The 11,604-nt window shown below is 67.8% G+C and carries 12 protein-coding genes; 8 read left to right on the top strand and 4 right to left on the bottom strand.

What is annotated here, in order from left to right; translation table 11 throughout:
* Window positions 1-28: 28 nt before the first annotated feature.
* Window positions 29-460 (bottom strand): PPOX class F420-dependent oxidoreductase, encoded by a 432-nt coding sequence (locus Q9R39_RS13935; protein WP_068970454.1) that lies wholly within the window; start codon window positions 458-460, stop codon window positions 29-31.
* A gap of 121 nt (window positions 461-581) precedes the next feature.
* On the opposite strand from Q9R39_RS13935, the gene Q9R39_RS13930 reads away from it, so the two are divergent.
* A complete protein-coding gene (locus tag Q9R39_RS13930; RefSeq protein ID WP_068970455.1) occupies window positions 582-1,142 on the top strand; it encodes a GXWXG domain-containing protein in 561 nt (186 codons plus the stop codon).
* A 121-nt stretch (window positions 1,143-1,263) separates the two neighbouring features.
* Window positions 1,264-1,677 (top strand): hypothetical protein, encoded by a 414-nt coding sequence (locus Q9R39_RS13925; protein ID WP_254859839.1) that lies wholly within the window; start codon window positions 1,264-1,266, stop codon window positions 1,675-1,677.
* Window positions 1,678-1,731: 54 nt separating this feature from the next.
* On the opposite strand, the gene Q9R39_RS13920 is transcribed toward Q9R39_RS13925, so the two are convergent.
* A complete protein-coding gene (locus Q9R39_RS13920; RefSeq protein WP_078114044.1) occupies window positions 1,732-2,649 on the bottom strand; it encodes a hypothetical protein in 918 nt (305 codons plus the stop codon).
* 127 nt (window positions 2,650-2,776) lie between these two features.
* Here Q9R39_RS13920 and Q9R39_RS13915 point away from each other — a divergent pair, with 127 nt between their 5' ends.
* The 5 genes from Q9R39_RS13915 (at window position 2,777) to upp (ending at window position 8,877) form a co-directional block, all read left to right on the top strand.
* The gene (locus Q9R39_RS13915) at window positions 2,777-3,235 is read left to right on the top strand and encodes a Fur family transcriptional regulator (protein ID WP_176455977.1); all 459 of its coding nucleotides are present in this window, start codon (window positions 2,777-2,779) and stop codon (window positions 3,233-3,235) included.
* Window positions 3,236-3,317: 82 nt separating this feature from the next.
* Window positions 3,318-5,561, top strand: a complete 2,244-nt coding sequence (gene katG / locus Q9R39_RS13910) for a catalase/peroxidase HPI (protein WP_311277649.1) — start codon at window positions 3,318-3,320, stop codon at window positions 5,559-5,561.
* 169 nt (window positions 5,562-5,730) lie between these two features.
* Entirely contained in the window at window positions 5,731-6,978 is a 1,248-nt protein-coding gene (locus Q9R39_RS13905; RefSeq protein ID WP_058253522.1) for a GTP cyclohydrolase II, read from the top strand.
* Window positions 6,978-8,222, top strand: a complete 1,245-nt coding sequence (locus Q9R39_RS13900; protein WP_247449343.1) for a URC4/urg3 family protein — start codon at window positions 6,978-6,980, stop codon at window positions 8,220-8,222. Before Q9R39_RS13905 ends, Q9R39_RS13900 begins: the two co-directional genes overlap by 1 nt.
* Before the next feature lie 25 nt (window positions 8,223-8,247).
* Window positions 8,248-8,877, top strand: coding sequence for a uracil phosphoribosyltransferase (gene upp, locus Q9R39_RS13895; RefSeq protein WP_058253501.1), 630 nt, complete (start codon window positions 8,248-8,250; stop codon window positions 8,875-8,877).
* 198 nt (window positions 8,878-9,075) lie between these two features.
* Here the strand turns inward: upp and Q9R39_RS13890 are convergent, their stop codons facing one another.
* Window positions 9,076-9,786: a CPBP family intramembrane glutamic endopeptidase gene (locus Q9R39_RS13890; RefSeq protein WP_082653006.1), complete on the bottom strand. Its 711-nt coding sequence runs from the start codon at window positions 9,784-9,786 to the stop codon at window positions 9,076-9,078.
* 25 nt (window positions 9,787-9,811) lie between these two features.
* On the opposite strand from Q9R39_RS13890, the gene Q9R39_RS13885 reads away from it, so the two are divergent.
* Window positions 9,812-10,825 carry an arsenic resistance protein gene (locus tag Q9R39_RS13885; protein ID WP_175404376.1) on the top strand — a complete coding sequence of 338 codons (1,014 nt, stop codon included), beginning with the start codon at window positions 9,812-9,814 and terminating at the stop codon, window positions 10,823-10,825.
* Here the strand turns inward: Q9R39_RS13885 and Q9R39_RS13880 are convergent.
* Window positions 10,800-11,534 (bottom strand): glucose 1-dehydrogenase, encoded by a 735-nt coding sequence (locus Q9R39_RS13880; RefSeq protein WP_055475422.1) that lies wholly within the window; start codon window positions 11,532-11,534, stop codon window positions 10,800-10,802. The genes Q9R39_RS13885 and Q9R39_RS13880 overlap by 26 nt on opposite strands.
* Window positions 11,535-11,604 lie beyond the last annotated feature (70 nt).

Raw genomic sequence — 11,604 nt, 5'->3', positions numbered from 1 at the left:
GGACAACCCGGGTCCTCGATCGTGAAAATCAGCGCAGACGTTCGCCGTACACCCGGTCCACGGACATGACCATCAGGACGCGGCGATCGGCGACCATGACCCTGCGGTATTCGTCCCAGTCCGGGTGCTCGCCTGCCGCCTTGCGGTAGTAGTCGACGAGCGCCTCGACCTCGGGCCCGTCCGGTTCGGTGCCCGGGCCGATCAACGTCACAGTGCCCTCGGCGGTCGCCCACGTGTAGCGATCGGGCCCGGTGATCTCCAACGCGGCGCGCGGATCGCGTCGGAGGTTGGCGGTCTTGGCCCGACCCTCGGCCATCGAGACGTAGATGGTCCCGGCGTCGCGGTCGTAGAAAGGGGTCACCGGGGACAGCTGTGGTAGTCCCGAGGACTTGATCGTGGCGAGGACGCCGACTCCGCCTTCGGCGAGAAGATCACGAGGGTCATACGCGGGTTGGTTCATGCCTGCGGCAACCCGGCGTACTTACAGGCTATTCCGGACGGGCCGCACACCCCGGGGCGTGGCTCCGCGATCCATTGCGACATTCTTCAGATCTTGTGTCTTTACACGTACGATCGTCGACATGCATGTGCGCGAGATCCTGACCACCACGCCGACGACGACCGCCGAGGCCCTCGACCTGTTCGACTCCGCCCCCGCGGTCGAACCGGACTTCATGATCGGCACCTGGCGTGGCGCCGAGCTGCCCACCGACCACCCGTTGGACGGCTTCCTCGCGGCCAGCGGCTGGTGGGGCAAGCAATTCGTCGACGCCGAGACCGTCCACCCCCTGCTCTTCCCGACCCGCGACGGTTCGGCGCTGTGGGCCATGAATCCGGCGATCGCTTTCGGCGGACTGGGGATCGCCGAGAAGGCGCCCGGAGTCAAGTCGTTGTCGTTGGGGACGCCGATCGCCGCGACCCGCCTTCTCAGTCAGACCCGACGAGCACGTGCCCGGCTGCGCACCACCCGGTACCGCGGCACGGACACCGCGACCATGTCCTACGATCAGCTGCCGATCAACGACGTCTTCCACCGTCTCTCCGATGATGCCGTCCTGGGCGCGATGGACCTGAAGGGGTCGCCGAAGCCGTACTTCTTCGTGCTCCGCCGCGACGACTCACTCCGCCTCGTCGGCCACTGATCCTCGTCGGTCACTGATCCTCGTCGGTCACTGATCCTCGTCGGCCACCGATCCTCGGCGACGCGAGGACGGCGCCGACGAACCATGAGCCGGCGAGCCGGCGGAGGCGTTCAATGGGTAGATGGACACCTCACCCACCGCCCACCTCCGCCGGGGTGCCGTCGCGGTCGCCGCGGTCGCCCTCGCGGGCGCCGTGACACTGGCCGCACCCGCGACCGCCCAGGCTGCACCGCCGATGCCGTCCGGGTATTACCGCGGCGACGTCACCAGCGCCCCGATCGCCGACACGGTGTGGTTCGGCAAGAACTTCACGGGTTCGCGGGTCGTCAACAACACCGCGATCGGGTGGGCCTTCCCCGGCGCGGTGTACCCCGGGCGTTCCGTGCAGGACGGTGCACCGGTCATCGTCGTCGACTACTCGGGAACCGCCGTGGGATTCGTGCGTGACGAGCTCCGAGCCGACGGCCGGGGCGGCTATTGGGGCCGCGCGCTGAACGGCACCACCGAGCTGCTGCGTTTTCACTTGACACGCTGACCGTGGGCGACGGGCAACCATGGTGGAGACTTCGGGTTCGACCCCTTCGTCGGCTCACAGCTCGGCGAGCGCCGAGCGGATCTCATTGGTGGCCGCGACGGCTTCACGGAGCGCGATCCGCGCCTCGGCCCGGCCCTGTTCCGCAGTCGAGAGTCGTTGCCGCGCGAACCGCAGCGATTCTTCGCAACGAGCCAGCTCGGCCCGCAACTCCTGAGCCCGCCGGACGATCTCGTCGACCTCCGACGAAGCCCCGTCCACAGTTCGGGAGGCGGCGTCGAGGTCGGATCGGGCCGTTCGCTCCCCTGTCTCGGCCTCGGCCAGTCGGGCTTCGAGGTCTCGTCGACGACGCTCCGCTTCGTCAGACGCTGTGTGGTCCGAGTCGTCGGCGTCATCCCTGTCGGCACCCTCTTCGTCGGCACCGTCTGCGTCCGCGCCGCTTGCCTCGGACTCGTCCGCGACTGGTTCCTGCAACGGCTCCGGGACGACGAACACGCCGGCGGGCCCGAAGCCGCTGTATTCGGCGGATGCGGTGAGGTTTCCCCGCAACACCTGCTCGAGCACTTCCGGGTCGGCCACCGCGGCTCGCAATGTCTGCGTGACCTCGCGAATGGTACTGTCTCCCAGCGTCACTCGCAGATCTGCGGCCGTGGCGGCGACCGCGGTCACCGAATCGTTGATCAGATCCTGACGGCGTCGCGACAACGTCTTCATCTTGTCGACAGCCGAGCGGCGCTGGGCCGCAGTCAAATCCGACGCCAACCCAGCGATGAGGGCGCTGTCGTCCGGGTGCGCGCGAACCCACTGATTGATGGCCCACGCAGCTTGCGTGGGCCGCCGCAACTTCGCGATCCGCCCCGCCAGGTCACGGTCGCCGTTCGCTTTGATCTCCCGAGCGAGTTCGTTCCGGCGTGTCACGAACGCCGCCGGCGCCAGACCGTACAGCTCGTCGACGATCTCGTCGTACGGGGTCATAGGGCTGCCCGAGCGGTGGTCGGCGTCGCTGTCCGCATGAGCAGATACTACGACGGCGCCCGTGACGGCCACCTCACTTCGGCTTCTTAACTTGAATCATTCCAGATCAAACTGCACGATGGTCACCATGCTCACCGACGAGGACTGCGCCCGGCACCTGCGCGCCGCCGGACTGCGGGTGACCCGTCCGCGCATCGCGGTCATGCAAGCCGTCCGAGCACATCCTCATGCGGACACCGACGAGGTCCTCCGAACCGCTCGCGATCGGCTGCCGGCGGTCTCGCAACAAACCGTGTACGACGTTCTGGGCGTACTGACTTCGGCCGGCCTCGTGCGACGCATCCAGCCGTCCGGCCACGTGTCTCGATATGAGTCACGCGTCGGGGACAACCATCACCACGTGATATGCCGTACATGCGGATCCATCGGGGACGTCGACTGCGCAGTCGGCGAGGCCCCGTGCCTGACCCCGTCCGACGACCGGGGTTTCGTCATCGACGAAGCCGAGGTCATCTATTGGGGTCATTGCCCCGACTGCATCCCCGAACCCAACCGACCCGCTCCGGGCGCCGGCCCCGACCGATAGACCCCCGACCACGACGCCTCCCTCCCCTGCGATCACCGACCCGGCGATCGCAGTTCTCACCGTGCCCGAAAGGAAACCCCGCATGGCGCAGCAAGACCACGAGCCCGTCCGCGACGCGAAGGAACATCCCCCCATTGCCGAGGCGAACACCGAGCCCGCCGCGGGCGGTTGCCCGGTCGCGCACGGTCGGCTCACGCCGCCCACCCAGGGCGGCGGCAACCGCGACTGGTGGCCGAACCAGCTGAATCTCAAGGTGCTTCAGCACAATCCGGACGTCGCGAATCCGATGGACGCCGACTTCGACTACGACTCGGCCCTCGCGGATCTCGACGTCGAGGCGTTACGCGCCGACCTGACCGCCCTGATGACCGATTCGCAGGACTGGTGGCCCGCCGACTTCGGCCATTACGGAGGCCTGTTCGTCCGCATGTCCTGGCATGCCGCGGGTACCTACCGGGTGCAGGACGGACGCGGTGGTGCCGGAGCCGGGATGCAGCGATTCGCCCCGCTCAACAGCTGGCCGGACAACGCCAACCTGGACAAGGCGCGCCGCCTACTGTGGCCGATCAAGAAGAAGTACGGCACGGCATTGTCCTGGGCCGACCTCCTGGTCTTCGCCGGGAACGTCGCCCTGGAGTCGATGGGGTTCACCACCGCCGGCTTCGCCTTCGGGCGCGTGGACGAGTGGGAGCCCGACGAGGTGTACTGGGGCCCCGAACTCGAGTGGCTGGCCGATCAGCGGTACTCGGGCGACCGCGAACTCGAGACACCGCTTGCGGCAGTGCAAATGGGGCTCATCTATGTGAATCCGGAAGGACCGAACGGCAATCCGGACATCCTCGCGTCCGCGGTCGACATCCGCGAGACGTTCGCGCGGATGGCGATGAACGACGTCGAGACCGCGGCTCTGATCGTCGGGGGCCACACCTTCGGCAAGACCCACGGCGCCGGTGACGCCGGCCTGGTGGGTCCCGAACCCGAGGCCGCCGCCGTCGAGGACGCCGGTCTCGGCTGGACCAGCTCGCACGGCTCCGGCAAGGGCGCGGACACGATCACCAGCGGCCTCGAGGTGATCTGGAATCCGACCCCGACCCGCTGGGACAACGCTTTCCTCGAGACTCTCTACGGCTACGAGTGGGAGCTCTACAAGAGTCCGGCCGGAGCCAACCAGTGGCGTCCGAAGGACGGCGCCGGAACCGGTACCGTCCCCACGGCATTCGGCGACGAGAAGACCCACCCGTCGATGCTGACCACCGACCTCGCGATGCGCTACGACCCCAGTTTCGAGAAGATCACCCGGCGGTGGCTCGATCACCCCGAGGAACTGGCGCACGAGTTCGCCAAGGCCTGGTTCAAGCTCCTGCACCGCGACATGGGACCCGCCGTCCGGTATCGGGGTCCGCTTGTTCCGACCGAGACGTACCTGTGGCAGGACAATGTCCCGGCGCACGAGGGCCCACTTGTCACCGATGCCGACGTGGCAGCCTTGAAGGCGACGCTCCTCGACTCGGGACTGACTGTGGCGCAACTCGTGAAGACCGCGTGGGCGGCGGCGTCGAGCTTCCGTGGCAGCGACAAGCGCGGCGGCGCCAACGGCGGCCGGATCCGCCTGCAGCCGCAGGCATCCTGGGAGGTCAACGAACCCGACGAGTTGGCCACCGTGATCCGCACCCTGGAAGGCATCCATGATGCGTTCACCGGCGAGGCCGGCGCGAAGGTCTCCTTCGCCGACCTCGTGGTCCTCGGCGGCACGGCGGCAGTCGAGAAGGCGGCACGCGACGCCGGGGTCGAGATCACGGTGCCGTTCACCCCTGGACGTACCGACGCCACCCAGGAGGAGACGGACGCCGATTCGATGGCGCATCTCGAGCCCACCGCCGACGGGTTCCGCAACTACGTCGGCAAGACCAGTGGTCTCCCGGCCGAGTTCGCCCTCGTCGACAAGGCATCGCTACTGACTCTCAGCGCCCCCGAGATGACGGTGCTGGTGGGTGGACTCCGGGTGCTGGGCAACAACTTCGGCGGCTCGACGGCCGGCGTCCTGACCGACCGTCCAGGCGTCCTCACGAACGACTTCTTCGTGAATCTGCTGGACATGTCGACGGCCTGGTCGGCGTCGGAAGGCGAGAACCTGTACGTCGGGCGCGATCGCGCCACCGGCGAGCAGACCTGGACCGGCACTCGCGCCGATCTGGCGTTCACGTCGAACTCACAGCTGCGCGCCCTGGCCGAGGTCTACGCAGCCGACGACGCAGCGGAGAAGTTCGTGAACGACTTCGTCGCGGCCTGGGACAAGGTGATGAACCTGGACCGGTTCGAACTCTGAGCGAGACCGGTTCATCGTCGAAGCACTCAGATACGGCGGCGGCACCCTTCGTGGGGTGCCGCCGCCGTGGCGTTTCGCATCACCCGGCGCACACGGGCATCCGGAACTATGCTGGCGCTTTCCCTCCGTGGCGGGTGACCGCCTCGAGACGAAGGTGAGGACGACGACGATGTCCGGCGAACACAGGTCCCTGGGCCATATCCGACTGACCTCACACAGCGGCGGGGTCGACGCCCCGCCCATCCACTGGGGGGCGGCCACCGCGGCGGAACGCGGTCCTGTCATCGGGACGACGGGCACGCGTGCGCATCGCAATGTCATCGGCACCCACAGCGGCTCCTACAGCGTCTATCGCGCACTGGCCGTCGCCGCCGGCGCCCTTGCACGAGAGCACCGAGCCGATCTCACCAACACCTCGCCCACCGACCACATCGGACCGTATCCACAGTGGGGCGATCCGCGCGCGATCGTCTCGCTGGATCCCTGGGGTGCGACGGTCGCCGAGAGTTTCCCCGACGAGATCGCTCGCGGTTACGACATCCGGCCGACCATCGCGGTGACCAAAGCGCACGTCATCCTTCCCGAGATCGCCGAGGCGATCGAGAAGGGCCGTCTGGTGCCCGACGGTGAGGTCCTGCTGCCGAGTGGCGCGGCTCTGGTCACCAAGGCGGCCGTGGAACCGGTGTGGCATCTTCCCGGCGTCGCCGAGCGGTTCGGCTGCTCCGAGGCCGAGCTGCGCCGGGTGCTGTTCGAGGAGACCGGCGGCATGTATCCCGAACTCGTCACGCGGTCGGATCTCGAGGTGTTCCTCCCGCCGATCGGCGGGCAGACGGTCTACATCTTCGGCAACGCCCGCGACCTTGCCGACCCGTCGGTGGAACTCACCGCACGGGTGCACGACGAGTGCAACGGCTCCGATGTGTTCGGCTCCGACATCTGTACGTGCCGTCCATATCTGACGCATGCAATCGAGGAGTGCATCCGCGGCACCCAGCGCGGTGGCGTCGGCTTGGTCGCCTACTCCCGCAAAGAGGGACGCGCGCTCGGTGAGGTCACCAAGTTCCTGGTGTACAACGCCCGTAAACGCCAACTCGGCGGTGACACCGCAGACCAGTACTTCGCCCGCACCGAATGCGTTGCGGGCGTACAGGACATGCGGTTCCAGGAGCTCATGCCCGACGTCCTGCACTGGTTCGGGATCACCAGGATCCATCACCTGGTGTCGATGTCGAACATGAAGTACGACGCCATCACCGGCTCGGGTATCGAGGTCGGCGAACGGGTCAACATCCCCGACGAACTGATCCCCGCCGACGCCCGCGTCGAGATCGACGCGAAGATGGCTGCCGGTTACTTCACGCCCGGACCCGTGCCCGATGCCGAACAGCTGCGTCAGGTCAAGGGCCGGGGGTTGTGATGACCGGAGCACCAGAGGTGGAACTCTCCGCCTCACAGGCCGCCCGGCTGCTGCGCTCCACCGCCACCGTCCGGAGCCGGTCGCGACAACTCCTCGAACGGGCGCGGGCCGGCGAATCGTCGTGGTTCATCGTCCACGACGATGCGCGGGACGCGGCAGCTGACATCGTCGTGGAAACGACTCGGTTGCGATATCCCGACGGAGACATCCCTTTTCACAGCAGGTGGCGACATTTCGAGGCAGGCGGTATCGACCGCCTCGGCGCTCTCGACGCCGCCTTGCCCCCGGCCGGCTCGGCGGAGCGAACCCGCGCGCTCATCGACGTCGTGCTGGTCAGCGTCCTCCTCGATGCCGGCGCGGGACCCGAGTGGTCGTTTCGGGAACGGTCGAGCGACCTGGTTCTCACCCGTTCCGAGGGGCTCGGCGTCGCGAGCTGGGTGGCGTTCTGCGAGGGGGTGTTCTCGAGCGACCCGGCCGATCCCCTGCGGGTCGACGCCACCGGTCTGGGCCGCGTCACGGCGGACACTCTCGGCGCGGCCTTCCAGGTGGGTCCCGACAACCCGCTCACGGGCCTGCCCGGGCGGGTCGATCTCCTGCGCCGCCTGGGCGAGGTGTTGTCGAGCCGCCCCGAGATCTTCGGTCCGGACGCCCGGCCGGGCGGCCTGTTCGATCACCTCACCCGCGGTGGTCGTGCGGAGGTGCCCGCGGTCGACATCCTGAGCGGGGTACTCGAGTATCTGGGCCCGATCTGGCCGTCGGACAACACGATCGACACCCACCCACTGGGCGACTGCTGGCATCACGACGCCGTCGTCGGCCCGGGCCTCACCGCCGGCTGGGTGCCGTTCCACAAACTGTCCCAGTGGCTGACCTATTCGCTTCTCGAACCGTTCCGCTGGGCCGGTGTCCAGGTGACCGGACTCGACGAGCTGACCGGCCTCCCCGAATACCGCAACGGTGGCCTTCTCCTCGACTCGGGTGTGCTCGCGCTGCATGAGGAGGCCTGGGCGGACCGGGAGTGGGAGGTCGGCGACGAGCTCGTCGTCGAATGGCGGGCGCTCACCGTCGCCCTTCTCGACGAGATCGCCGACCTCGTGCGCGACCGCCTCGACGCCGATGCAGCCTCGATGCCCCTGGCCTGCGTGCTCGAGGGTGGCACGTGGGCGGCCGGCCGCGTGCTCGCGAGCCGACTTCGCGATGGGTTGCCGCCGTTGACGATACGCAGTACCGGCACTGTTTTCTGAGCCGACCACTGACCGAGAGGAACCCATGGGCAGCGTCGCCGTCATCGACCATCCGCTGGTCCAACACAAACTGACCCTGATGCGTCGTAAGGAGACGTCGACCAACGACTTCCGCCGTCTGCTCGACGAGATCTCGATCCTGATGGCGTACGACGTCCTGCGTGACATCCCGATGCACGAGATCACCATCGACACACCGCTCGAGACCACCACCGCCCGGGTCATCGACGGCAAGAAGCTGGTGTTCGCCGCTGTCCTGCGGGCCGGCGCCGGTATCGCCGACGGCATGCTGACCGTGGTTCCCGGCGCGCGCGTCGGACACATCGGCCTCTACCGCGACCCGAAGACCATGGTCGTCGTCGAGTACTACTTCAAGATGCCGTCGGAGCTGTCCGAGCGTGATGTCGTGATCGTAGATCCGCTTCTGGCGACCGGGCATTCGGCGGTCGCCGCGATCGACCGGATCAAGGAGTACGGTCCGAAGTCCATCAAGTTCGTCTGCCTGCTCGCCTGCCCGGAGGGCATCGAGGTCCTGCATCGCTCACACCCCGACGTGCCGATCTTCACCGCGGCGGTCGACCGCGAACTCGACGACAACGGCTTCATCCGCCCCGGACTCGGTGACGCCGGCGATCGCATCTTCGGGACAGCGTGACCTCGAGAACAGGAAGGAGCCCCCCTCCCTGAGGAGCGAGCGAAGCGAGCCACGAAGGGTGTAGCAACACGTCTCACCAGGCCCTTCGAGGCTCGTCGCTTGCGCTCCTCACCCCTCAGGGAGCAGGGGTTATGGGCTTCTTTCGGATTAGGGAGCATGGTTCGTGGTGCTGCTGCGCGCATACCAGCGGTGTTCGATCTACGACACCTGCCAGGCCACCGCGGCACCGATCGCCCCGGTGGCGTTCAGTGCCCAGTGCAGCGCGATCGGTGCGAGGAGGCTCGTGGTGCGTTGCCGCAACCACCCGAGCACGAAACCCGCGGCCCCGGTTGCCACGACCGCACCTGCGATGCCGGCGATCTGTGCAACCGTCCCGGCACCCAGCACGCCGCTCAGGCCTTCGTTGCCCGCGGTGAGACCGGTCGAGGACAGGATGTGCCACAGACCGAAGGCGATCGCACCGACGACCAGCGTCGTCAACGGGGCGAACAACCGGCCCAGAACCCCTTGCAGCACACCGCGGAACAAGACCTCCTCCGGGAGAACGGTCTGCAGCGGAATGATCACGAACGCCGCCAGGAGGGCCTCGGAGGTATCGTCATAGCGGTCGGACAGGAAGAACTCACGCGTCGCCGGGATCGCGACCGCTGTCGAGACCACAGCCGCGACCACGAGGACCGCGGCCACGGCGACCGGGATGCCGGCGCGCAGTTCCGCACGGCTCAGGCCGAGGTCCCGCCAGCCGAGGCGGGCGAGGCGGGCGAGGCCCACGGCCACGACTGCGGCAACCGGGACGATCGCCACCGACAGCGGGCCGTCCGCGAGATGCGCACCGACGTTCACCGCGACGAGGAACACGATCACCACGACCAGCAGCGCGACGTCGGTGCGCCGGGACGGGGTGATCACCCGGTCGAGTCTGCCGTACCGCGCCATGGCGGTGTCGGTGAACGCGGCCGCGGTGTCGCAGAATGATTCGGTGCCAAGACCCGCGACTGTCGTCGACCGCCTCGAACGTCACCAGGTCGCCCTCTACCTCGGCGCGATAGTCGCCGGACTGTGTGCGGGACTGGCCGCACCCGGTCCCGCCGAGGGCCTCGAGTCGGCGATCACGCCGCTGCTCGCCGCGCTGCTCTATGTCACCTTTCTGCAGATCCGCCGGTCCGATCTCCTGGAATCGCTGCGGGACCGGCGGTTCCTGGTCGCGGTGCTGTTCCTGAACTTCGTCGTGGCGCCCCTTCTGGTGGCCGTGTTGTCTTCAGCGCTGCCCGCCGACGACGCGATCCGTGTCGGCGCGCTATTGGTGCTGTTGTGTCCGTGCGTCGACTACGTCGTCGTATTCGCCGGACTCGGCGGCGGGGACGCCCGACGACTCCTTGCCGCGACGCCGCTGCTGCTCCTTGCCCAGATGCTGCTGACACCGCTGTACTTGGTGCTGCTGCTCGGTGACGGACGGTCGGTGATCGAACCGGAGCCGTTCCTCTGGGCGTTCGCTGTCCTCATCCTCTGCCCGCTGGCACTGGCGTGGCTCACCCAGGCGTGGGCGGAACGATCCGAGGCGGGTCGTCGAGCCTCGGTCGGCGCCACGATGACGATGGTCCCGCTCATGGTGGCCGTACTCTTCGTCGCCGTGAGTTCCCAGGTACCTCTGGTCGGTTCGCGTTTTGCCGACATCGCCGGGGTGATCCCGGTCTACGCCGCGTTCCTCGCGATCATGGTGGCGGCCGGTGTCGCGGTGGCACACATGTTCCGCCTGGCCCCGGAGCCGTCGACGGCGGTCGTCTTCTCCGGAGCCACCCGCAACTCGCTCGTCGTCCTGCCACTCGCGCTGGCGCTGCCGGTCGGGGCGGAACTGGCCGCGGCGACGGTGATCACGCAGACACTCGTCGAACTGATCGGGATGGTCGTCCTGGTGTGGGCGTTCACTTGTGTGGCACGTCGGCGCTGAGGCCGCCGTCCATCACGAACTCGGCACCGGTCGCGTACGAGGACTCGTCGCTGGCCAGGAACACCACGAAGGTCGACACCTCGCGTGACTCCGCGGCCCGGCCCATCGGCACGGTCACCATGTCGTCGGGGATCCCCTCGGTCATCGGCGTCCGGATGAGACCCGGGTGGATGGAGTTCACCCGCACGTTGTGCGGAGCCAGTTCGAGCGCAACCGATTTCGCCAGACCACGCACGCCCCACTTGCTCGCGACGTAGCCGTGCGCCCAGGGACTTCCGCGCAGGCCCTCCACCGACGAGACGTTGATGATCGAGCCACCGCCGGCGTCGATCATCAGGTCCGCGACCGCCTGGATTCCGAGGAACGTGCCCGTCAGGTTCACGTCCAGGATCTGCTTCCACTTGTCCAGCCGGAACTTCTGGATCGTCGAACCGTTCACGATGCCGGCATTGTTCACCAGGACGTTGACCTTGCCGAACTCGTCTACCGCGGTGGACACCGTCGTCTGCCAGTCCTCGGGCGAGGTGACATCGAGGTGGACGTAGCGCGCCGCGTCCCCCAGTTCGGCGGCCAGCGCCTTGCCCTCGTCGTCGAGGATGTCGCCGATCACCACCTTCGCCCCCTCGGCCACGAGGGCCCGGGCGTGCTCGGCGCCCATGCCCCGCGAACCACCGGTGATCACTGCAACCTTGTCGTCTACGCGTCCCATGGGCGGCAACGCTACCGCGACGAGCGCGAAAATAGAACAGGTTCCACCGAAAAATGGTCTACTGAACAGA

The organism is Gordonia sp. AC31 (genome assembly GCF_031844505.1).
Classification (GTDB): Bacteria; Actinomycetota; Actinomycetes; order Mycobacteriales; family Mycobacteriaceae; genus Gordonia; species Gordonia hongkongensis.
Note: the sequence above shows the minus strand (reverse complement) of the source record. Positions and strands in the feature narration are given on the sequence as shown.

Excerpts from the sequence above, each read along its gene's own strand:
- Q9R39_RS13935 (WP_068970454.1), bottom strand. The coding sequence starts at position 460 with ATGAACCAACCCGCGTATGACCCTCGTGATCTTCTCGCCGAAGGCGGA.
- Q9R39_RS13930 (WP_068970455.1), top strand. The coding sequence starts at position 582 with ATGCATGTGCGCGAGATCCTGACCACCACGCCGACGACGACCGCCGAG.
- Q9R39_RS13925 (WP_254859839.1), top strand. The coding sequence starts at position 1,264 with ATGGACACCTCACCCACCGCCCACCTCCGCCGGGGTGCCGTCGCGGTC.
- Q9R39_RS13920 (WP_078114044.1), bottom strand. The coding sequence starts at position 2,649 with ATGACCCCGTACGACGAGATCGTCGACGAGCTGTACGGTCTGGCGCCG.
- Q9R39_RS13915 (WP_176455977.1), top strand. The coding sequence starts at position 2,777 with ATGCTCACCGACGAGGACTGCGCCCGGCACCTGCGCGCCGCCGGACTG.
- katG (WP_311277649.1), top strand. The coding sequence starts at position 3,318 with ATGGCGCAGCAAGACCACGAGCCCGTCCGCGACGCGAAGGAACATCCC.
- Q9R39_RS13905 (WP_058253522.1), top strand. The coding sequence starts at position 5,731 with ATGTCCGGCGAACACAGGTCCCTGGGCCATATCCGACTGACCTCACAC.
- Q9R39_RS13900 (WP_247449343.1), top strand. The coding sequence starts at position 6,978 with ATGACCGGAGCACCAGAGGTGGAACTCTCCGCCTCACAGGCCGCCCGG.
- upp (WP_058253501.1), top strand. The coding sequence starts at position 8,248 with ATGGGCAGCGTCGCCGTCATCGACCATCCGCTGGTCCAACACAAACTG.
- Q9R39_RS13885 (WP_175404376.1), top strand. The coding sequence starts at position 9,812 with ATGGCGGTGTCGGTGAACGCGGCCGCGGTGTCGCAGAATGATTCGGTG.
- Q9R39_RS13880 (WP_055475422.1), bottom strand. The coding sequence starts at position 11,534 with ATGGGACGCGTAGACGACAAGGTTGCAGTGATCACCGGTGGTTCGCGG.